Origin of the sequence: Bacillus sp. FSL E2-8887 (assembly GCF_038007205.1) — a bacterium.
In the GTDB taxonomy this organism is placed as follows: Bacteria; Bacillota; Bacilli; order Bacillales; family Bacillaceae_G; genus Bacillus_A; species Bacillus_A mycoides.
The window spans coordinates 1,820,194-1,842,255 of sequence record NZ_JBBOWS010000001.1 but is presented as its reverse complement, the minus strand read 5'-3'; the positions used below and the strand labels follow the sequence as shown (position 1 = coordinate 1,842,255).

Annotated in this window: 19 protein-coding genes and 4 pseudogenes; 13 read left to right on the top strand and 10 right to left on the bottom strand. The window is 35.4% G+C overall.

Going from position 1 to position 22,062, the window contains the following annotated elements; translation table 11 throughout:
- Positions 1-29: 29 nt before the first annotated feature.
- The 3 genes from NSQ08_RS09235 to NSQ08_RS09225 form a co-directional block, all read right to left on the bottom strand.
- Complete coding sequence (locus NSQ08_RS09235) at positions 30-761, bottom strand: Bax inhibitor-1/YccA family protein (protein ID WP_002127140.1); 732 nt, start codon at positions 759-761, stop codon at positions 30-32.
- A 75-nt stretch (positions 762-836) separates the two neighbouring features.
- Positions 837-2,732: an ABC-F family ATP-binding cassette domain-containing protein gene (locus NSQ08_RS09230; protein WP_340773771.1), complete on the bottom strand. Its 1,896-nt coding sequence runs from the start codon at positions 2,730-2,732 to the stop codon at positions 837-839.
- Positions 2,729-3,376 (bottom strand): HD domain-containing protein, encoded by a 648-nt coding sequence (locus NSQ08_RS09225; RefSeq protein ID WP_002012557.1) that lies wholly within the window; start codon positions 3,374-3,376, stop codon positions 2,729-2,731. The genes NSQ08_RS09230 and NSQ08_RS09225 overlap by 4 nt, the downstream gene beginning before the upstream one ends.
- A 109-nt stretch (positions 3,377-3,485) precedes the next feature.
- On the opposite strand from NSQ08_RS09225, the gene NSQ08_RS09220 reads away from it, so the two are divergent.
- The 5 genes and pseudogenes from NSQ08_RS09220 (at position 3,486) to NSQ08_RS09195 (ending at position 7,119) form a co-directional block, all read left to right on the top strand.
- A complete protein-coding gene (locus tag NSQ08_RS09220) occupies positions 3,486-4,247 on the top strand; it encodes a hypothetical protein (RefSeq protein ID WP_340773766.1) in 762 nt (253 codons plus the stop codon).
- 334 nt (positions 4,248-4,581) lie between these two features.
- Positions 4,582-5,776 (top strand): annotated as a pseudogene (locus NSQ08_RS09210) (WXG100 family type VII secretion target).
- 17 nt (positions 5,777-5,793) lie between these two features.
- Positions 5,794-6,081 carry a contact-dependent growth inhibition system immunity protein gene (locus tag NSQ08_RS09205; protein ID WP_002141482.1) on the top strand — a complete coding sequence of 96 codons (288 nt, stop codon included), beginning with the start codon at positions 5,794-5,796 and terminating at the stop codon, positions 6,079-6,081.
- A gap of 315 nt (positions 6,082-6,396) precedes the next feature.
- Positions 6,397-6,807 (top strand): annotated as a pseudogene (locus NSQ08_RS09200) (RNase A-like domain-containing protein); the annotation flags it as partial.
- 12 nt (positions 6,808-6,819) lie between these two features.
- The gene (locus NSQ08_RS09195; protein WP_002141479.1) at positions 6,820-7,119 is read left to right on the top strand and encodes a contact-dependent growth inhibition system immunity protein; all 300 of its coding nucleotides are present in this window, start codon (positions 6,820-6,822) and stop codon (positions 7,117-7,119) included.
- Positions 7,120-7,490: 371 nt separating this feature from the next.
- Here the strand turns inward: NSQ08_RS09195 and NSQ08_RS09190 are convergent.
- Together NSQ08_RS09190 and NSQ08_RS09185 are read right to left on the bottom strand one after the other, a co-directional pair.
- Positions 7,491-7,763: pseudogene (locus NSQ08_RS09190) on the bottom strand (IS3-like element ISBt2 family transposase); the annotation flags it as partial.
- 157 nt (positions 7,764-7,920) lie between these two features.
- Positions 7,921-8,196, bottom strand: a complete 276-nt coding sequence (locus tag NSQ08_RS09185) for a stage V sporulation protein S (protein ID WP_002035358.1) — start codon at positions 8,194-8,196, stop codon at positions 7,921-7,923.
- A 531-nt stretch (positions 8,197-8,727) separates the two neighbouring features.
- Here NSQ08_RS09185 and NSQ08_RS09180 point away from each other — a divergent pair.
- Entirely contained in the window at positions 8,728-9,312 is a 585-nt protein-coding gene (locus tag NSQ08_RS09180) for a hypothetical protein (RefSeq protein ID WP_002127124.1), read from the top strand.
- A 194-nt stretch (positions 9,313-9,506) separates the two neighbouring features.
- Here NSQ08_RS09180 and NSQ08_RS09175 read toward each other — a convergent pair whose 3' ends face one another.
- The 3 genes from NSQ08_RS09175 to exsG all read right to left on the bottom strand — a co-directional run bounded on the left by NSQ08_RS09175 (position 9,507) and on the right by exsG (position 11,991).
- Positions 9,507-11,117 carry a lipase family alpha/beta hydrolase gene (locus tag NSQ08_RS09175; protein WP_016102113.1) on the bottom strand — a complete coding sequence of 537 codons (1,611 nt, stop codon included), beginning with the start codon at positions 11,115-11,117 and terminating at the stop codon, positions 9,507-9,509.
- 262 nt (positions 11,118-11,379) lie between these two features.
- Complete coding sequence (locus NSQ08_RS09170; protein ID WP_002085943.1) at positions 11,380-11,589, bottom strand: hypothetical protein; 210 nt, start codon at positions 11,587-11,589, stop codon at positions 11,380-11,382.
- A gap of 249 nt (positions 11,590-11,838) precedes the next feature.
- On the bottom strand, positions 11,839-11,991 hold the full coding sequence (exsG, locus tag NSQ08_RS09165) for an exosporium protein ExsG (protein WP_000395676.1): 153 nt from the start codon (positions 11,989-11,991) through the stop codon (positions 11,839-11,841).
- A 208-nt stretch (positions 11,992-12,199) separates the two neighbouring features.
- On the opposite strand from exsG, the gene NSQ08_RS09160 reads away from it, so the two are divergent.
- Positions 12,200-13,204, top strand: coding sequence for an excalibur calcium-binding domain-containing protein (locus NSQ08_RS09160; RefSeq protein WP_340773748.1), 1,005 nt, complete (start codon positions 12,200-12,202; stop codon positions 13,202-13,204).
- Between the two features lie 203 nt (positions 13,205-13,407).
- Complete coding sequence (gene ric, locus NSQ08_RS09155) at positions 13,408-14,115, top strand: iron-sulfur cluster repair di-iron protein (RefSeq protein WP_256492880.1); 708 nt, start codon at positions 13,408-13,410, stop codon at positions 14,113-14,115.
- A gap of 397 nt (positions 14,116-14,512) precedes the next feature.
- Here ric and NSQ08_RS09150 read toward each other — a convergent pair whose 3' ends face one another.
- A complete protein-coding gene (locus tag NSQ08_RS09150; RefSeq protein ID WP_002193037.1) occupies positions 14,513-15,868 on the bottom strand; it encodes an RNA-guided endonuclease TnpB family protein in 1,356 nt (451 codons plus the stop codon).
- Positions 15,869-15,936: 68 nt separating this feature from the next.
- Positions 15,937-16,029: pseudogene (locus NSQ08_RS09145) on the bottom strand (transposase); the annotation flags it as partial.
- A gap of 339 nt (positions 16,030-16,368) precedes the next feature.
- On the opposite strand from NSQ08_RS09145, the gene nirB reads away from it, so the two are divergent.
- The 5 genes from nirB to NSQ08_RS09120 all read left to right on the top strand — a co-directional run bounded on the left by nirB (position 16,369) and on the right by NSQ08_RS09120 (position 21,913).
- Positions 16,369-18,774, top strand: coding sequence for an NADPH-nitrite reductase large subunit (gene nirB / locus NSQ08_RS09140; RefSeq protein WP_088293917.1), 2,406 nt, complete (start codon positions 16,369-16,371; stop codon positions 18,772-18,774).
- Positions 18,775-18,789: 15 nt separating this feature from the next.
- A complete protein-coding gene (gene nirD / locus NSQ08_RS09135; RefSeq protein ID WP_002031610.1) occupies positions 18,790-19,104 on the top strand; it encodes a nitrite reductase small subunit NirD in 315 nt (104 codons plus the stop codon).
- A gap of 214 nt (positions 19,105-19,318) precedes the next feature.
- Positions 19,319-20,743 carry a uroporphyrin-III C-methyltransferase gene (locus NSQ08_RS09130; RefSeq protein ID WP_002031608.1) on the top strand — a complete coding sequence of 475 codons (1,425 nt, stop codon included), beginning with the start codon at positions 19,319-19,321 and terminating at the stop codon, positions 20,741-20,743.
- Entirely contained in the window at positions 20,740-21,450 is a 711-nt protein-coding gene (locus tag NSQ08_RS09125; protein WP_002189425.1) for a sirohydrochlorin chelatase, read from the top strand. The genes NSQ08_RS09130 and NSQ08_RS09125 overlap by 4 nt, the downstream gene beginning before the upstream one ends.
- Positions 21,443-21,913, top strand: coding sequence for a precorrin-2 dehydrogenase (locus tag NSQ08_RS09120; RefSeq protein WP_002189424.1), 471 nt, complete (start codon positions 21,443-21,445; stop codon positions 21,911-21,913). The genes NSQ08_RS09125 and NSQ08_RS09120 overlap by 8 nt, the downstream gene beginning before the upstream one ends.
- The last annotated feature ends 149 nt before the right edge of the window (positions 21,914-22,062 follow it).

Here is a 22,062-nt window from a genome sequence, read left to right as displayed (position 1 = left end):
AACCTGCACATTTCATGCAGGATTTTTTATTAGTCATTTTTCGTAAAGTAAGAAACGAAACGAAGAATTTCTAAGTATAACCATACTAGCGTCATCATTAGACCCATTGCACTGTACCATTCCATATATTTTGGAGCTTGGCTACGTGCACCATTTTCGATTAAATCGAAATCTAGTAATAAATTTAATGCAGCAACTACAATAATAACTGCACTAATGATCATACCAATTGTTCCACCTTGGTGAATATATGGAACAGAAACACCGAACATGTTTAATAAGAATACGATTAAATACATAACCATAATTCCCATTGTTGCTGCCATAACACCTGTGCGGAATTTATCAGTTACCTTCACTACGCGTGTTGCATATAAAACTAACATCGCAAATAGAATTGAGATTGTTAGTAATACAGCGTTTAAAACGATAGAATCCTGAAATTTCATTGCATAAACTGCTGAAATACTTCCTAACACTACCCCTTCTACTGCCGCATAAATCGGTGCACCAATTGGTGATATGCGCGGGAAGAAGATAGATGCAAATGCAACGATTGCCGCAATAACTAAAGCACCAATTAATACTGGCATTTTCATCGTACCTTGCGTCATCTGTATGTATGAATAGACAGACGTTGCAAGCAGCAAGATAAGCATGATAAACGTTTTGCCTACTGTTCCGCCAATAGTCATCGCAGAAGTATTTGCTCCCTCTTTACGGAATGCCTCTTTTTTCAACATTGGATTAGATGTTCTCATTTTTTCCCTCCTAAAATAGGTTCTACCAATAGTGTAAAGTTTTTCTCTTTACTTTTCAATATATGCAGCTTGTTTTTATTTTAATCCTTCAACGATGTCGGATAGTTCACTCCATCGTTCCATCGTTTTTTCTAGCTCTTCTTCTATCTTCTGCCCTGCTTCAGATAATTCTTGGGCCTTTGTGAAGTCAGATCCAACATTCGTAAGTTCTTCTCCAATTGATTCAAGTTTCTCTTCTAGTTGTGCAATTGTATCTTCAATTGTTTCCCATTCACGCTGCTCATTGTAAGAAAGTTTACGTTTACGTTGTTGTTTCGGAGCCTCTTCTACTACTTTTTTCTCCTTTTGAACTTCTGCTTTCTCAATGAGTTCTCTCGTTTTTTCCATTTCTAAATACTCTGTATAACTACCTAGGAATTCACGCACTTCGCCTTCGCCAGTAAAGATGAACAATTCATCTACTACTTTATCTAAGAAGTAACGGTCATGCGATACAGTTAAAACGACACCTGGGAAATCTTCTAAATAATCTTCTAGCACTGTTAATGTTTGTGTGTCTAAATCATTCGTAGGCTCATCAAGTAATAGTACGTTTGGTTCTCCCATTAAAATACGCAATAAATATAACCGTCTTCTTTCGCCACCAGATAGTTTACCAAGCGTTGTTCCATGTGAATGCGGTAGGAATAAGAAACGTTCTAACATTTGAGATGCGCCAATTACCTTTCCGTCTGTCGTATGAATAACTTCCGCAATTTCTTTAATGTATTCAATCATACGCTGGTTTAAATTCATCTCTTCATTTTCTTGCGTATAATAGGCAACTTTTACAGTTTGTCCTACTTCAATTTCACCACTATCAGGAGAGAATTTTCCTGCAAGCATATTTAATAGTGATGATTTTCCGCTTCCATTTGCTCCGATGATTCCGATACGATCACCAGGCTTCACAATATGATTAAAGTTATGTAATACTGTTTTATCACCAAATTTTTTCGTTACATCTTTTAATTCAAGTACTTTCTTTCCTAAACGACTTCCACTTAGTGCAATATCAACTGATTGCTTCGCTGCTGGTCCTTCTTGTCCCTTCAGCTCATCAAAACGCTGAATACGCGCCTTTTGTTTCGTAGAACGGGCTTTTGCACCACGGCGAATCCAAGCAAGTTCACGACGATATAAATTTTGGCGTTTTGATTCTTGTGCCGATTCTTGCTCTTCACGAAGTGCTTTCGCTTCTAAAAATGTACTGTAGTTTCCTTCGTAGCTATACAGTTTACCGTTATCTAATTCAAAAATACGGTTTGTCACACGATCTAAGAAATAACGATCATGGGTTACAAGTAATACCGCACCTGTATATCTTGCTAAATATTCTTCTAACCATTCAACTGTCTCATGGTCAAGATGGTTCGTAGGCTCATCCAAAATTAATAAATCAGGTGTTTCAATAAAACATTGCGCCATTGCAATACGCTTTTTTTGTCCACCAGATAGGCTTCCAACAGTTGCTGTAAAATCAGTAATTCCTAATTTCGTTAATAACGATTTTGCATTCGCATTTGCTTCCCATGCACTCATCGCATCCATACGTTGCTGCACTGCAAATAATTGTTCCTGTACTTTTTCATTACTTGGATCTTTTTCGATATTTAATAACGATTGTTCATAATCACGAAGAAGACGAATTAAAGGTGTATCACCATGGAACACTTGCTCTAATACTGTTAGTTTTTCATCAAACTCTGGTTGCTGTGATAAATAACTAATTGTATATCCGCGTGAATGCGTCATATCACCTGTATCAGGAGTTTCTAATCCTGCAATAATTTTTAATAACGTTGATTTACCAGTGCCGTTTACACCGATAATTCCGACACGTTGTCCTTCTGTAATACTACATGATAATCCATCAAATAACGGTTTTTCTCCGTATGATTTCGATAAGTTCTCCACAGTTAACATTTTCATATTTGTGCATTCCACTCTTTCATAAATTGTTCAATAAACTGTTCCATATAACGATGACGAACTTCAGCCTCTTGTTTTGCTGCGTTCGTGTTCATTAAATCTTTTAGTTTTAAAAGTTTTTCATAAAAATGATTTAAAGATGGATCATTATTTTTTCTATATTCATCTTTCGTCATCACTTCTCGAGGAGGGATAGTTGGATCATACATTAATCTCCCTTTCGCTCCTCCGTATGCAAACGTTCGAGCTATTCCAATTGCACCAAGAGCATCTAAACGATCCGCATCTTGAACAATTCTACCTTCAAGTGACTCAACTGTGCCACCATGACCGCCCTTATAAGACATATTGGCGATGATATGAAGAACATGCTTACTTTCATCTTCTTCAACACGTAACTCTTCTAACCAATCAGAAACTTTTTTCATTCCTGCTTCTTCACTCTCATTTAACTTCTCATCTGCTACATCGTGAAGTAATGCTGCCATTTCAATTATAAAACGATTTCCCCCTTCTTGCTCGGATAAAGAAATCGCCAATTTATGTACGCGTTCAATATGATACCAATCATGCCCACTCGCATCTTTTTCTAAAATATGCTTTACGAAAGTTATTGTTTTTTGTATTTTTTCTTGTTTTATCATTTTATCTTCACCCAGTTACTTATTGTAACACGCCCGCATTTTTTCATCACATATTTTCTTGTCCGCCCATACACTAGGTGGTAGGCATCATTATGAAGGAGGAATAAAAATGTTCTATAATAACCAACCACCTTACCCACAACAACCTCTTTATCCTCAACATCAGGAACAAAGATATGCTGAACAATATGAGGAGCAAGAGACACAACATCAAGAGCCACAATACGAACAAAATCCATACGCAACACCGCAAAATCAAGAAACTGAATATCCTCAAAACCCTTATGACACACGTCCAAATTATGAATATCCTCAAAATCCATACGCAACACCGCAAAATCAAGAAACTGAATATCCTCAAAACCCTTATGACACACGTCCAAATTATGAATATCCTCAAAATCCATACGTAGCACAACCTAGCCAAGAACCTCAATTTCAAGGTACTCCATACGAGACGCAACCACAATATCAACAAAATCCATACCAACAACAAATGTATCAACCAAACTATGACGCACGTGTCTCACCACCTAAACCACCAACAATTGATCCGACGCAACCACAAATATTACCACCTGGGCCGACTTTAGATATTACACAACCACAAATTTTACCACCTGGACCTATTACAGAACCAACGCAACAACAAATCCAACAAGTTGTCGGTACACAGTTTTTACCTTTAAAGAAACCTGTACTTGATTTCGTAAAACCTTGGGTAGATTACGGCTTGAATGAAGCGAAACATACATCACACAAACATGCTTTAACAGAAGTTGCTGCGATTATGTTCTTAGTTGGTAAAGGATTCAACCCAACGATTGCTCATTATATTGTAGAATCTTGGGAGAAGAATGAGCAGTTTTAGAATTGTTTATTTATTAATATATTAAAACTAAGAAAGTGCCCCAAACGCCTGTTTCACAAGCATTTCCGGCACTTTCATTTGTTATATTATATTCTATCTCAAAAGGAAATTTCATATTTTTTCACGTGTTTTTATATTATTTGTAAGCAAATAATATCCTTAAGTAAATTTTAAATACTATAATTTAAAAAGTCTGACTCAAAATGAATTACTCCATAATATACATAGATAGGCTGCCCTTTTATAGTATGATGTACTTCATTTTTCTCTGCTTTAGATATTTACATTTTTTTCTTCTTGCCTCCTAATTTTAATCGGGAGGGTGAGGAAGAAAATGGTTCAAATAAAAATTACGCCTGAAGAACTAGAACAAGTTGCAAAGCGGGCTAATGATACAAAGCATGCGCTAGAATCCATACATAATAATTTATGCAATCAAATTGATTACATGTGTTTCCAATGGACTGGTGCATCGAATCAAAATTTCGTTCAAATGTTCAACATGCAAAAGTGCATTCACAGCTATTAATGCACTTTTGCATGTTGAAGAAGAATTAAAGAGAATTGCTGAGAAATTCCGCGTTACAGATAGTCAAGATGTAACGACTCAAAAAAGTACTACACATAGTAAAGCACCTGAAAAATCTATCCTTGAAAAAGTTTGGGATGGTATAGTAGATGGTGCGGGAGATGCTGTTGGAGATACAATTGACGGTATAAAAGCACTAGGAGACTGGGAAACTTGGAAAGGCATGGGCTATACTGTCACCCATTTAGATGAAGCTTTGCCTGCTATGTGGGATGCATTATCAGATTCTTTTAATAAAGATGTTATAAATGGTGATGCAGAAACCCGCGCAAGATGGGGATCATATGCTTTAACACAAATTGGATTAGGATTCATTGGAGATAAAGGTGTCAGCAAAGCCGCTAAACTAGCTCAAGGTGCTAAATTCTCTCAAGGTATATCAAAAGCTGGACAATTATTTAATAAAGGCGATAACTTGGCTTTTGCAGGTGGTAGTAATGGTATCAAATCTGGATTTGACAGTGCTTTATTTAGACAAGCTGAGGCGGAACTATCAAGCTATCAGTTTGCTAAAGGTGAAAATACTACTACTGTGAAACCTGGTGATAGCAGTTCACTTGCCCCTGGAGGAGGCTTAGCTACACATGAGGCTAGAGGTGGACATTTACTAGAAAGACATGTAGGTAAAACGGATGAAGAACTATTGCAAATATTAGAAAGTGATACTAGAATAACAGGTGCATCCACCTTTACAGATAGAGCGACAGCTGAAAATATAGCTAACAATGTTTTAAATAACCCTAGAAACCAAGAACTTATTCAAAACTGGTTAAATAATTCACGTAATAATCGGCCCTTAGCCTTACCCTATAGTGGTAATGAAATAATTGGTAGAGGAATTCAAAGAGGTTCTACGACAATTGAGGAAATGACCAATGCTAAAATTTTTTTAAAGAAAGATGCAAACGGAAAATTTATTTTAACTGGCTATCCAAATTAATAAATAGGAGGATAAATATGTTATTAAAACACAATCCAGAAGATGAAATTTATCAATTCCTAGCAGGAAACTTTCATCAAGATTCTTTCTATGAAGAGGTAATTCAAGAACTAATAGAAGAGGAAAACAAAGAATATATACAAGATGCTATTATTTTCTTAACTAAATTTATTCAAAGTGATTACAGTAACGAAGAAAAAAATAGATATATAAAAGAAGCTGCAGATGGAATATATTTTGAGGGATTAAAAGTAACACCTTTAGAATGGTTAGAACAAACCGTTGATTTATTAAAAAAAAGATAAAAAATGCAATGCTACCCAAAAGCCGTCTCTACTAAAGGAAACGGCTTTTATCTTACTTCACAAACATATAGACTTCATTTACTGTTACGTTGTATATTTTCCTTTCCATATGGGGCTACCGTATAACAAATATACATTCAATAGTTAGTGAGGTGATAATGACAAATTGTTCAAAGTTATTTGTTATTATCACCCATTAATTTTAAACTTTAATCCTTCATCTACTATGTTCTTCTAATACAGAAATAGAATCTAAAAAAGGAAATCGAAATAACTACCTTTTTTATTTTATAAGTTGTAAAGCTTTCATGTAAGGTAAAACCTGGTGATAGCAGTTCACTTGCCCCTGGAGGAGGCCTAGCTGTACATGAGGCTAGAGGTGGACATTTACTAGAAAGACATGTAGGTAAAACGGATGAAGAACTATTGCAAAGATTAGAAAGTAATTCTACAATAACAGGTGCGTCCACCTTTGCCGATAGAGCTACGGCTGAAAAAATAACAAATGAAGTTTTAAGCAACCCGCAAAATACGGAAAAAATAAACAGATGGTTAAATAACCCTAACAGCAGGCCAACCTTACCGTTAAGATACCAAAGTACAGATGTTACTGGTAGGCATGTTGCTAGAGGATCAGAAATTATCTCAGAAGTAACAAATGCAAAAATTGTTTTAAAAAAAGACAGAGATGGTAGTTTTATTATTACAGGATATCCAGAAAGATAGATGAGAGTTTACATGAAAGATAAATACACACAATATGAAGAATTAGGTGGTTTTTTAGCAGGAACTTTCCATCAAGATATTGAATCACTCGAATTCGCCATAAACGAATTTATCACTGAAGTTACTAATATATGTTTAGAGAATACGATTGAAGACATTACATCATTCCTACAAAGTGGTTTAACTGTTCATGAAAAAGAAGAGTTCATTAAATATAATGCCGAAATTTATTTTCCTGCTTTAAACCTTACCCCTATAGAATGGCTAGAGCAAATAGTTGACCTCTTAAAAAGAGCATTAAAAAATAAATAGTAAGAACGATTTTCGACCGCCCTTTACAGGTGGTCTTTTACTTTTTTCTACTTCATATATACAAAAGCTTCATTTGTCGTAACATAGTATATTTCCCCCTTTTCTATTGTGTACTTTATATTGTAGCGGATCGTTTACATTTACTTTTTATCCCTTATGGCGATAATTTTAATGACCAATAAATAACCTAGCGACTACTTACAATATCCTCAAACAGGAAATGGATTTGTAATGTCCGAAAACGGACGGATTATTCCAGAATATGAATCTTAGAACCAAAAGACGGAGCGGAAATCTACACGATAATTAATGGTGAAGAAAAATTAGTAGGAGTATATCGCGAAAAATACCAGCATTTTATTCCAGCAACAACAAAAAAATTTTGTTTTTAAATGTTTATTTTCTAATCGTAGCTGTTCCAATTCATTTAGCTCTTTTGGCCCTTTTCTATAAGAATATTGTTTTCCTAAAGGTTGTTGAAAACGATAAGTTTGACCTGTACGATACCATTTCATCCATGTCTTAATTTGGGAAACATTTTTAATTTCGAGTATCTCCATAATGGTACGATTTGAATAACCATCCTTTTTCATCTCAATCACTTTCCACTTTATTTCTTCTGGATAATGAACTCTTGTCTTCAAACGAAAAACACCTCCATTGAATTTGCATACTTAGTATGCGAATTCAGGAGGTGTTTTTCTCATGTACCACTATTCGGGTTCACTTCAAAAGTGAGAGTGGTCTTTTTATTGCTTTATCTAGCGACCTTTTCAAATCTCCTTATATTAATGCTCGCTATTAAGACCTTCTCCTTCTAGGACCTACAATTAATTTGATTGCTGTTCTTTCTTGATTATCGATAGTAACCTCTTGAAATGCTGGAACAAGAACCAAGTCAATGCCACTTGGAGCTACAAAACCTCTTGCAATCGCAATTGCTTTAATCGCTTGATTTAAAGAACCAGCTCCAATCACTTGGATTTCTACTTTGCCACTTGCTCTTAGTACGCCCGCTATTGCACCTGCCACTGAATTCGGACTTGATTTTGAGGATACCTTTAATATATTTTCCATGTAAGTTGCTCCCTCTATTATTTAATCTCTCTTTTCTTACTGTTTGAAATATAACTAACGTATCTTTAACTACTATTCGAAATAAATACAAACAATTCTGTATAATTACATTCATTCGATATTTTTTGCCTTCTTCCTGCACAACTACATAAATAAAAAGCGACGACTAAGTTAAAAACTTAATCATCGCTTTATCCATTTCTCTGTTTCACTAAAATGCTGTCCTTTAAATACTTCTCTTCTTTACTTTGGCGATATACTATCTTAAAGTTTAAATACTTCAACATTTTAAAACCTTGGATAGAGTTATCTGCTAAATATTCATCCTTTTTCTTCTCCAAAATTCATTACATAGAATATTCTAACTCCATTTTTTTGAAAACTATATCTCCTCATTAGAGCACTTTATATTATGCCAGCTTTTTATCCCAAATCTATTACCTTATATATGGACAAGTATACACGCCAATTGCTTTTCGATTGCATAAACTACTATGTGTTATACATTTATTAATAATAGGAGGTAATATATTGGGTTCATACTATCATTCTTCAAGTTCATATAAAAGATCTTCATGCCACTCTTCTTCTAGTTCATATAAAAAATGTTCGTGCCATCAATCTTCCAGTTCGTATAAAAAATGTTCATGCGACCATTCACATAAATCATCTAAGCCTGCTTACGGCACTTTTTGGCAAACTGAGTTTATAACTGTTCCTTTTGGCGGTTCTTTTCCGTTTAATCACGTTGGCCCTTTGGCAGGGGGAGTTTCCTTATTAAATCCGACTACTATACAATTTAGTAAAGCTGGTGATTATAGAATTTCTTTCATTTCAAGTATTAACACTACGTTAAATCCTGTATTTCCCCATATTCCAGTCATAACTATATTTTTAAATAATAATCCACTTGCTAATAGTCAAGGTGATTTCGCTTTTCAAATGAATACTTCATCAAATAACGAATGCCTTCAACTAGTTGGCGAAACTATTGTTACGGTGCCTGCTAATTCAACTCTTCAACTTAGAAATAATAGTGGTTTTAATCATCAAAGTATTGTAACTTGTGATAATGGTATAAATTCAGTTGAATTAACAGTTACAAAACTAAGTTAATACTATTCCCTCACATTCAGATGCTAACTCAGCATCTTTTTTATTGCATAACGCTTTTTTTATTCCTATCGTCCTCTTATAGAACATAAGCTCCTATTTCACTTTTCTATTCATCTAATAAACATGAAAAAGTGCCGAAATCCTTCTTCCACAAGAATTCGGCACTTTTTTTATTAAAACCGATTCATTCTTTCCTACTTCTCCACATAAACCGATTTAACTATCGTACGATTATAAGGTTGTCCTTCCTTATTCATTCCTTTCATATCAATTGTAACGTTATATACACCTGGCTGTTCTATATTTTTCAAAGCACCTGTAAATGTAGTTGTATTAATGTTTTTCGATTCATTTGATTCAGAAACTAATTTTCCATCTTTATTAATTACTCGTACTGTTACTGAAAGATCGCCTTTCATTTCTGGAGCTACAGGTGATTTTTTGAGTTTATACTCTGCTTTATTTACTTTAACCTTTGCCGGCATTTGAAGGACGAACGGAGCATCTTTTTTGTAATCGGTCACGATTAAATATGCATCTTTCGGCTGCTTCGCCATCATTTTAACTTGCCATTCTCCTGCTTCCATTTTATCAAATTTAAATGTTCTTATAGTGGCTCCTTTAAAGAGAGATTCACCTTCACCAGTAGATACAGCACTATCTTTATTTGTATAAACTTTTCCTTTTGGAGATATTAGTTGTATTTCTACATCTGAAGAAGCTGTTAAAATAGAAACTACCCCTTCTGCTTTTTTATCAACTGCGACAGTTTGTCCTACCCACTCATTTTGTGACAACTCTCCTCCTAAAATAGCTTGATTAGAAGTTGTGTTTAATTGTTCTGCCTTATCCTCTGAACTATTACTCGGGGCTAATAAAGCTGGTACTGGTACATTTACTGTCCGTAAATATGGTTCAATTCGTGCGAAAACGGCTGAACCTTTTCGTATATTATCATGATCAAATCGTGAATCTGTAAATAAATGTGTTCCATATGGTAACTTAGCACTCCATTCGTTCACCAATCCATCATTAGAACCGTATGATGACAAATACAACCCGCCCATAGATAGTGCTGAAAAAACAGGTCCCCAGCTTGTCCCAGTAGCCGTATAGTAACGGTTTAATTTAGCTGCAGGATTATTATCTATTGTAGAACGAAACTTTGCCATTTCACCTATTTGCAATGAATATGTCCCATCATCTTTTTGACCTAATATAGAGGCAAGCCATCCTGCCCACCAACTATATGATAAATCCGCTAAATTGGATCCGTAATGCGGAGTGGCAAGCGTAATAACATTTCCAACAAATCGATTCGCTCCATATCCAACTAACGCAGCTTGTGTATCAATACCACCTTTACTGTGAGCTACAATATTTACTTTTTTGCCAAAATGATTATAAATCTCTTCAAGCTTTTGTGCTAACAATTTTCCATTGTCCCATTGGCTAGCTGATCCTTTCCCCGCGGCATCATATAATTGAATAAATACAGTTTGATAGCCTGCTTTCAAAGCATAATCGTACATATCATTCATCTCATGATATACTGTCTTTCCATACCAACTATCCGCATTACCATTTCTTCCTTGTACAAAGAGAATTGGTGTTTTATTCTCATCATAATTAGCAGGTTTCTGACCTAAAAACCATTCTCCAGGAGTAAATACTTCTTGATTTGGAAAGCCAGTCTTAAGCTCTGTTACAACCTCCGCGTGTACATTTGCACTAAAAACCAGCGGACTCATAAAACAAAGTACAATAAATAATGCGATACTCCTTTTCATAATTCCCATTAACATCCCCCTTTTTCTCCTGAAAGAAAACGCTGCCATTCCGTTGAACACCAATTGTTTTAAATTCCATTTAATCAATTACTTTTACGTTACAATATAATAAGAAATTAATAGCCGCATTCCTTTCTTATCAAACGTTATTCTCTCAACATTTCTTCATTCCTTTTTACAATAAGCGTTTTGAATATTTCTCAATAAAGCTTTCTCTTTACAAAAAAGCTGCGTATAAAAGGTCTCTTTAATAACCTTTTATACGCAGCTTCTTTGTTTAAAACTCGATGATGTACTCATCATCATATTTATCGTATTGCAAACCCGCTCCTATTTTGAATTCTGTAACTTGATCTCTTAGAAATGGTGCATCTTCTATTTTACTAGTTGCTATTTCAATCCCATATTTTTTTGTTAAATGCGCTAATTCTATTAAAAACCATTCTCTTCGTAATACGACTGGAATATCATACGTTCGTCTTTTCATATATACTAGCACCTCTTTTATTTTCATTATTGAAAAGAATATCACTTCTACTTTCGATACACTTTTTAAAACTATCGTTCATCATCAAAGGCCAATGAAACATTATAGTATATGCATGTCCGTTTTAAACGTGCTATGGCAAAAATAATATTAAAAAACTTAAAAATCCTTATTTAGTTTACATAAAAAAATTATGTAATAGTAAAAGGGGAAGGCTTGTCCCTCATCCTTTTACTATCAAAAGCTAAATTAAGAACATCTTGGTACACCTAAAGCTAAGAATAAACCTGCTACTCCTGCTGTAATTGGCACTTTCAACGTAATAACATCGTCTACTTTTGTTACTAAAAAGTAAGCATTCCCTTCTTGTAACACACAATTCACTAATAATTGAAATTCCATTCAAATCTCCTCCTCTCAATCGATATACCATAATTTATGAAATCTCTTTCAAAATGTAATAGTAAATATATCTATTTTTCCTTATATACGAAATAAATGTTTATACGTCTATTAAAAATATTAATTTTCTAAATTAATATAAAACGTGTAATATCCAATAAATCCCTATATAATCAATAGAGAAAATCTTACAAATGGAGGTATGAAAATGGCAGTTTTGAGTAATATTGGTGCAGCTTTATTTTTTATTGCTTTTATCCTTTTAATTCTTTGCATCATCTCGTTCTTTAAGAAAAATGGTAAAGCAATACGATATGGTCGTTCTACCGTTATTCTTTTTATGATTTCAATCGTCTTAATAATAACTGGCGCAGAGACTTCTAATCACCCAATCGTTGAATTCTTTTCTATTTTAAGCTTTGTTTTATTTATTTTCTTCCTCGTACTAGCAATATTATCTGTAATTAAAAAGACAGGTGTTGCAAAAAAACAATTTATCATTACAGCTATTTTATTTGTCATTTTTGTTGTGCTATTAGGTATTTCAGGTCCTTCTTCTGAAAAAACGACAGCAACTAATAAACAAGTCGCTTCTAATAGTGAAGAGAAAAAAGATGACGAAAAGAAAAAGGAAGTAGAAAAGAAAGAAGCGGACGAAAAAACTCGTAAACAACAAGAAGATGAAAAACGCCAAGCCGAAGAGCAAGCTCTTAAGCAAGAAGATGAAAAGCGTCTAGCTGATGAACAAGCTCGTAAACAACAAGAAGAGCAAAAACGTCTAGCTGATGAACAAGCTCGTAAACAACAAGAAGAGCAAAAACGTCTAGCTGATGAACAGGCTCGTAAACAACAAGAAGAGCAAAAACACCAGGCTGATGAACAAGCTCGTAAACAACAAGAAGAGCAAAAACGCCAGGCTGATGAACAAGCTCGTAAACAACAAGAAGAGCAAAAACGCCAGGCTGATGAACAAGCTCGCAAACAACAAGAAGAGCAAAAACGCCAGGCTGATGAACAAGCTCGCAAACAACAAGAGGATCAGCAAAAAGTACAGCAAGCTCAAACACAACCAGCTGCAGGTAACAATAGTAATGTAACTTACAAAAATTGTACTGAAGTTAAAAACGCTGGAAAAGCTCCATTATATAGAGATCAACCAGGTTATAGCTCTAAACTTGATCGTGATGGCGATGGAGTTGCATGTGAAAAATAGTAGTAAAAAAGAAGCTTCTAGTAAGCTTCTTTTTTTATTATCAGAAACTATTGCGACGAATTACCCTCCCTCTCCCTTTTATAAAACTCATTTTATTATTCTCAAAAATGACACATAATAAGTGATTTAAATCACCACATTGATTTTAATTTAACGCTATTCTTAATTTAGATATTACATTTAAACTTTATGGAGGCATTCATATGAAACATACATTTACTGAAACTTCAATTATCGGTGAGATTGTTACACAATTTCCGAAAGCTAGTGACCTTTTTAAATCATATAGAATAGACTTTTGTTGTGGTGGTAATAGACCACTTATTGACGCAATTAATGAAAGAAATTTATCGGCAACAGAGGTAATTACAGAGTTAAATACACTTTATAATAATACGAAACTATTAAATGAATCTGAAATTGATTGGAAAAATGCTTCATATCGTGAATTGATTGATTATGTGATTAATAAGCATCATCGCTATTTAAATGAAGAGTTGCCACAGCTAAGTCCATATGTGACGAAAGTATTACGCGTTCATGGAGCAAATCAGCCTCATTTAGCTCAAATTCATAAACTATTTCATGAACTTAAGATTGAATTAGAACAACATTTAATTAAAGAAGAAACGGAAGATTTCCCATTAATTTTAGAATTCGAGCAAAATCCAACTGATGAAAACTATGCAAAGTTACGTAAAGTAGTAGATGAGCTCGAAAATGAACATAACCACGCTGGCAATATTATTAAAGAACTTCGTAAGGTGACAAATGACTTTATTCCACCAGAAGGCGCTTGCGGCACTTATCGACTTGTTTACCAACGTCTTGAAGCGCTAGAGTCTGATTTATTTGAGCACATTCATTTAGAAAATAATATTTTATTTCCACGTGCTATTACGAGAGTATAAATCAAGTGCAGGACATGAGTGTAAATACTTATGTCCTGCTTTTTCATTTTTTGAAAAATATCCACATCCCCCTCACACAAATCCTAATTTTAACAATTTGTGAATCATTGTCAACTACCCCCACTGAGATAAAACGTTTCAGTGGAGGCTTGAGTTAGAACGCTAGGTCTTTTCGTCTATCGCTAGACAGTTTGACGCTCTAGAATTCATGCCACCTTAAGGTAACACCCCAAGTAAGTTTTTGGTTGGTACTAGAAACGAACAATCGTTTCCCCACTTGCACCACCCTTTCGAAAAAGAGCAGTTCTTCCTTGAGGAAGAAGCCACCACTCAGATGAATCCGGCGTGTGCTACAAGCCCCGACAAGTCGAGTACACATGGATGGTTGACACACCCACTAAGCTATGCGCGAAGCAAAAGCCCTACGTTTTTGCACTTTTAATAGAATCGGCGTTTTCACTTTGAGATTGTCATCCAATTGTACAATTTTTGATTTTTCCAATGTATTCAATGCACCATTAATATCAGCATGGATACATGTTCCTGCTTTACTTTGGTACAGACCACGAGTGATTCGTTTGCCACTAAAGCGATAATGCGTCCTATCATCCTTATCCCAAACTGGAACCCTATCTTTATCAAGAAAACTAGCTTTTGAAGTATAGCTTTCTTCTTGTTTTAAAAATCGGATGCCTTCTTTTATACATTTATTCTCAATTGCTGCAATCAGTTTATGAAATGGGATTTGAACAAATTTTTGATTATTCTTTTTTCCCATATCAGATTTTTGTTTCCAACCAGCGTTATACCCTACGACAACAGTATCTATGTTGCATGCTTTCACTTTTTCGAACAACAAGCCTACAGTTTGTGAAATGTAACCATTTATTTGTCTTTCCCGTTTATGCCAAAGTGCAGCCATTTTGTTCGTTACAACTCGTTTAGAAAGTCCATTTTCCATGTTTTTCAGTTGTAGATTACGTATCATTTTGTTGAAGTACTGGTTAATGGATTTTAATTTTTTTCCATCAATTAAAAATGCATCACCTGTATTTGTTACGCAACTTACTAATCTGTCTACACCTAAATCGCAACTCAAAGCTTTACTAATAGTCGTGGGTTGTTTCTTCATTTGAGAAACGTGCATTTCATATGTGTAATGCACCTCAAAGAACCGACCTTTTTGCTTCGGTACAATCTCAATGTAGGAGATTTTTTTATTTCTTAAGTTTTTAGGCATACGTATTTTAATGGAACCGAATTTTTTTCTGAATGCAACATTCATCGGAATCATCCAATACCCGTTATTATCAACTTTTGGAACTTGATAGATTTCAATGATTCGTTTGTCAGTGGAACGGGAATAATTCGGAAACTTAGGACGACCTGTGAAGGTTTCAGGTTTTTTCTTCCACTGTTCCATTGCTTTAAAAAAGCTCTTCACTTCTGTAAATAAGGCTCTACGAATCGCTTGAACAGAGTTTGATTGAATACCCCAGTAGTTCATATCGGTTTGCATGGCAGTGTCCACTTCTTTTACAGTAGCCATCTTGTTATTATTCAAATAACTTTGTTTAATCGTGTACAATCCAACATTTCGCAATGCTTTAGAACTATGTGACATGCGTTGCAGTAAGCGAAATTCTTTAGCTGTGAGACAAGCTCGTCCGATATTCTGTTTCTGCGTGAATCGTTGCATGGTTTCTCTTTTCTTTTGTTTACGTAATACTTTCACTGCTTTCTTTCTAGCCATTGTTTTCACCACCTTTCTTAGAGAGTCCATTAAAATTATTTCTTTCCTAAGATAGTGTTTTATCTTAGGGAAGAAATAATTTTGTAACTGTTAATTACTTTTGACAAATCAATATTTGGAACGAAACGGAACAAAATGTGAACATGTTCTTCATCGTAATTACATTTGGCTCAAGTAACCGAATGATGATTATTATCCAATTTCGTTATCTTACGATATATTCCCTCCTTATCTACGACAGATTATATCGCAAGACAAAAAGAAATAAATATTCGCCCTCAAAAAATTATTATGAACCAAACAAAAGTGTTTGGTCTATTGAATGATAGCAATTCATCTCCACCTGAATTGTTGGGTTTCACCCGTAACACAAATTAGATGGAGTCTTCTTGCCGAAAGGGATAAAAATGTGATAAATATCACATCTCCCTCTTTTTTAATTTTCTATAATAGAAATATAATCCTTTGTTCAACATTTCACATAAAAAGGGGAAACGAAAATGAAAAAACGTTTAGTTATGATCGGAAATGGTATGGCTGGCATACGTTGTATGGAAGAAATATTAAAACATGATAGTAATTTATATGAGATTACTATTTTCGGAGATGAACCACATCCGAACTACAACCGTATTATGCTCTCTCATGTATTACAAGGAAAAACAAATATGCAAGATATCATTATGAATCAATACAGTTGGTATGAAGAAAATGAAATAACTTTGTATACAAATGAAAGAGTTCAAAGTATTAACCGAAAAGAAAAAATTATTATTACAGAAAAAAATCGTACTGTTACATACGACAAACTCATTATCGCAACAGGTTCTAGTGCTTTTATTTTACCAGTTGAAGGTTCCACCCTTCCTGGTGTAACAGGATTTCGAACAATTGAAGATACACAATTTATGATGGATACCGCTAAAGAAAAGAAAAAGGCCGTTGTCATTGGTGGTGGATTACTCGGTTTAGAAGCCGCAAGAGGTCTTATTGACTTAGGAATGGACGTACATGTTGTTCATTTAATGCCTAGCTTAATGGAGCAACAACTAGATACGAAAGCATCTTCCCTATTGCGTGAAGATTTAGAAGCGCAAGGCATGAAGTTTCTAATGGAAAAGAAAACTGTAAAGATTCTTGGTACAGACCATGTTGAGGGCATTCAATTTGAAGATGGTGAAGTTGTAGATTGTAATTTAATCGTAATGGCTGTCGGAATACGCCCAAATACTCAAATAGCAAAAGATGCTAGTTTACTTGTAAATCGCGGCATTGTAGTCAATGACTATATGCTAACGAATGATGAATCCATTTATGCAGTTGGAGAATGTGCAGAACATGACGGTATCGCATATGGACTTGTTGCTCCTCTTTATGAACAAGGCGCAATATTAGCAAAACATATAACGAATTTACAAACTAATGGATATACGGGCAGCATCGTCGGTACACAGTTAAAAGTTGCAGGTTGTGATTTATTCTCTGCTGGTCAAATTTATGAAGATGATCAAACGAAAGCAATTTCAATCTTTGATGAATGTAAACGTTCCTATAAAAAAGTATTAATTCGTGACAATAAAGTCGTCGGTATCGTTTTATATGGTGATGCAACTGATGGTACACGCCTCTTTAGCATGTTAAAGAAAGAAGAAGATATACAAGAATATACAGCCGCTTCCCTTCTTCACAAAGCTGGTGAAGAAAGTGAACTTGACGTTGCTACAATGAGTGCGGATGACACAATTTGTGGATGTAATGGCGTTACGAAAGGTACAATCGTTCATGCCATTTTAGAACAAGAGTTAACTACTTTTGAAGAAGTTAAAGGATGCACGAAAGCCGCAGGGTCTTGTGGTAAATGTCGTCCGCTTGTGGAACAAGTTCTAGCTCATACACTCGGAGATGCTTTTGATGCTTCTGCGCAGTCTGCTGGTATGTGCGGATGTACAACTTTATCACGTGACGAAGTCGTAGCCGCCATTCACGAGAAAGGTTTAAAATCGCCAAAAGAAGTACGAAATGTACTCGGTTTTGCACATGAAGACGGCTGTTCGAAATGTCGTCCTGCTTTAAATTACTATTTACGTATGGCGATTCCGGAAGAATATGTAGATGATAAATCATCCCGTTACGTTAATGAAAGAATGAATGGTAACATCCAGCATGATGGTACATTCTCTGTTATTCCACGTATGTACGGAGGCGTTACAACCGCAGATGATTTAATGAAAATTGCTGAAGTCGCAAAAAAATATGACGTTCCTCTTGTGAAAATTACAGGTGCGAGCCGAATCGGCTTATATGGTGTTAAGAAACAAGATTTACCTAACGTATGGGCTGACTTAAATATGACTTCTGGATATGCGTACTCAAAATCGCTTCGTAATGTAAAATCATGTGTTGGTTCTCGCTTCTGTCGTTTCGGTACGAAAGATTCTTTAGGACTTGGTATGCTCCTTGAACAGTCATTAGAAATGGTAGATACACCTCATAAAATGAAAATGGGTGTAACAGGTTGTCCACGTAACTGTGCGGAAGTACTTACGAAAGATTTCGGCGTTGTGTGTGTTGAAAATGGATTCCAACTGTATATCGGTGGAAATGGTGGTACGGAAGTACGCGAGGCTGATTTTGTAATGATCGTCCCTACTGAAGACGATGTCCTTCGCATCGCTACAGCTTACATGCAATATTATCGTGAAACTGGTATTTACGGGGAGCGTACTGCCTATTGGACAGAACGATTAGGCTTCGATCATATAAAAGAAATACTACAAGATACAAGTATGGTCACGATGTTAAATGATCGTTTCCAAACAGCTCGTAGCACATATACGGAAGCTTGGGGAGAAGCACTCGAAACGAAGTCTTTAAAAGCGATGTATGAAGTAGAAACTGTGAAATAAGGAGCTGTGATCTATATGATACAAACGAAAGAAAAAATAAAAGTTATGCGTGCGGAAGACCTTCCTATTCAAATTGGTAAAGAGGTACAAATGAAAGACATGTCTATCGCCCTATTCCGCCTTTCAAATGGTGATATTCGAGCTGTAGAAAATCGGTGCCCTCATAAAAATGGACCGTTAGCGGAAGGAATTGTATCTGGGGAATTCGTCTTTTGTCCACTGCATGATTGGAAAATCTCATTACTAACAGGTGAAGTTCAAAAACCTGATGACGGCTGTATCCAAACGTACGAAGTAGAAGTTATTGATGGTGACATTTATATAAAGTGAAACTTTAATCAGCGGGGATTGGTTCATCCCCCGCTGATTATTAGCCCTCACCAATCGGGCTTTTACGGGCAGTTGATCCCTACCTAACTACTTTGCTTTCGCTGAATTTTGAGGTAGGGGTCTTACTGCCCTGCAAATAGCGGGATAAACATGTAATTTACGAAAGGAAGCCTCCTCTGGCTTCCTTTTAAATAAAAAATGATGAGGTGCGATTATGAACGGATATGTATATTTAGTTGGTGCAGGACCAGGTGATGAAGGGCTTATTACAAAGAAAGCGATAGATTGCTTAAAGCGTGCAGATATTGTCTTATATGACCGCTTATTGAACCCTAACTTTCTTAGCTATACAAAGCCAACTTGTGAACTTATTTATTGCGGTAAAATGCCAAAGAATCATACTATGCGTCAAGAAATGATTAACGCCCACCTCCTTCAATTTGCACAAGAAGGAAAAATCGTTGTCCGCTTAAAGGGCGGAGATCCATCTATTTTTGGCCGTGTTGGTGAAGAAGCAGAAACTTTAGCAGCAGCGGACATTCCATATGAAATTGTACCAGGTATTACATCTAGCATCGCCGCTAGTAGCTATGCAGGTATCCCCCTCACCCACCGTGACTATAGTAATAGCGTTACTTTACTAACTGGGCATGCAAAAGGTCCTTTAACCGATCATGGAAAATATAATTCATCCCACAATAGCGATACAATTGCCTACTACATGGGTATAAAAAACTTACCTACAATTTGTGAAAATTTACTACAAGCAGGAAAACAAGAAAATACACCCGTAGCAGTCATTGAGTGGGGTACAACTGGAAAGCAACGCGTTGTCACAGGAACACTTTCAACCATTGTTCCTGTCGTCAAAAACGAAAATATTTCTAACCCTTCTATGACAATTGTTGGTGATGTCGTTTCCTTACGGGATCAAATCGCTTGGAAAGAACGTAAACCATTGCATGGTAAAAAAGTTTTATTTGCATCCGCAACAAATAAAACCAGTTTCATAAAGCAAAAGTTACAAGAATGCGGTGCAGAAACATATCAAATTCCAACTTTCAAAAGGGAAGAATACACGTTAACATCTGAACAAATCAATGAAATTTTTAACGTTGATCGCCTTGTATTTTGTTCAGATGAAAGTGTAGAAATCTTGATGCGATCATGTAGTAAACACCAGAAAGATATTCGTTCCTTACAGGCGAAACTGCAGTATATGAACGTTGCCACTCAAGAAAAACTTATGCAATATGGGCTACTAAGTAAACAAGCAGAGTTCTCTTCCGATACAACTGTTTATTTAGGCAGAAATATTAATCGAATTGGTTTTATTCAAGAAAAAATTGGTGCTGGGTCTTATATGATGACTCATGAGTATACAATTGATCATCGCTTCGATGAAATTCATTCTCGTATGCTTTCTGAATTCTCATGGGATAGCATTGTATTTGAAGGACGTGCTTCAATTGATACGTTTCTAGCAGAAATAAAACGACTTGGCTTTATCGATATTCTTACTCTTCCCTTCTCGTATACCGACATTCCAACGTTACACTATGCGAATAAAGTTGGTTTTCATAATGTAGATGAGCAATTACAAGACATGATTATGAAGAAAGATTTGGTGGTACGATGAAAGGAATTGTATATGTTGGACACGGTAGTCGCCTGCGAGAAGGTAATGAACAATTCATTCACTTTATTCAATCTGTTATGAAAGAACGTAACGAAAGGAGTCAAAAAATAGCTTTTCTAGAACTAACGACACCTACCATTTCGGATGCAGTTACAGAAGCAATACTAGAGGGCGCAACTGAAATATTGATTGTACCTGTTTTATTATTTGCAGCAGCTCACTATAAACGTGATATTCCTTTTGAAATAGAGCAACTACAAAAGAAATATCCACATATAACATTTTCAGTTGTACCACCTTTTAGTACGCATCCACATATGGTTGAACTTGTAGTGAAAAGAATACGTGAAACTATGCCAAAGCAAGATAGTAGCGTTTTACTCGTAGGACGAGGCAGTAGTGATCCACAGCCGATACATGAGTTACAACAAATCGGAGCAGCGGTCGAACGAAAACTCGGTATGCCCGTATCGTGCTCCTTTTTAACGAAAGGAGCGCCCTCTTTTACTGCTGAGCTCAAGACGATAACATCGACTGCGTCCCATGTATATGTCATGCCGTACCTTCTCTTTACCGGATTGTTGCTTCAAAAAATTAAGTTGCATACAAAAAAATATGATCACGTTACGACTTGTAATTGTCTTCAATTTGATACATATATGAAGTTGGCATTATTAGAACGAATGGAGGAATGTGTGTATGTATAATATGTATCCTCTTATGTTTAATTTAGATAAAAAAGTTGTTGTTATAGTTGGTGGTGGTAAAATTGCATATCGGAAAGCGTCTGGATTAAAAGATACAGGCGCTTTTGTCACCGTTATCAGCCCAGAGATTTGCGAGGAAATGAAGGAACTTCCTTATATTACTTGGAAGCAAAAAACTTTTAGTAATGATGATATTAAAGATGCTCACCTTATTTATGCAGCTACAAATCAACATGATGTCAATATGATGGTCAAACAGGCCTCCCATGATTTCCAATGGGTTAACGTTGTAAGTGATGGCACAGAATCATCCTTTCACACACCTGGTGTCATCCGAAATGATGAATATATTGTAACGATTTCAACTTCAGGTAAGGATCCATCGTTTACAAAGCGTTTGAAGCAGGAACTAACATCTATATTTCCTAAACTTATAAAAAAGCTTTCTCGTACTCACAAATAATAATCTATTTCTTAGCTAAAATAGTAATTACCTTTGGACAAACGTTTTTTTAGAAGCGTTTGTTCTTTTTGTTTTAGTTCCTTTTTTGAATTAAGCCGCTTGATTATCAGACATGGTACAATTGTAAACGACACCCAATATATCAAAGA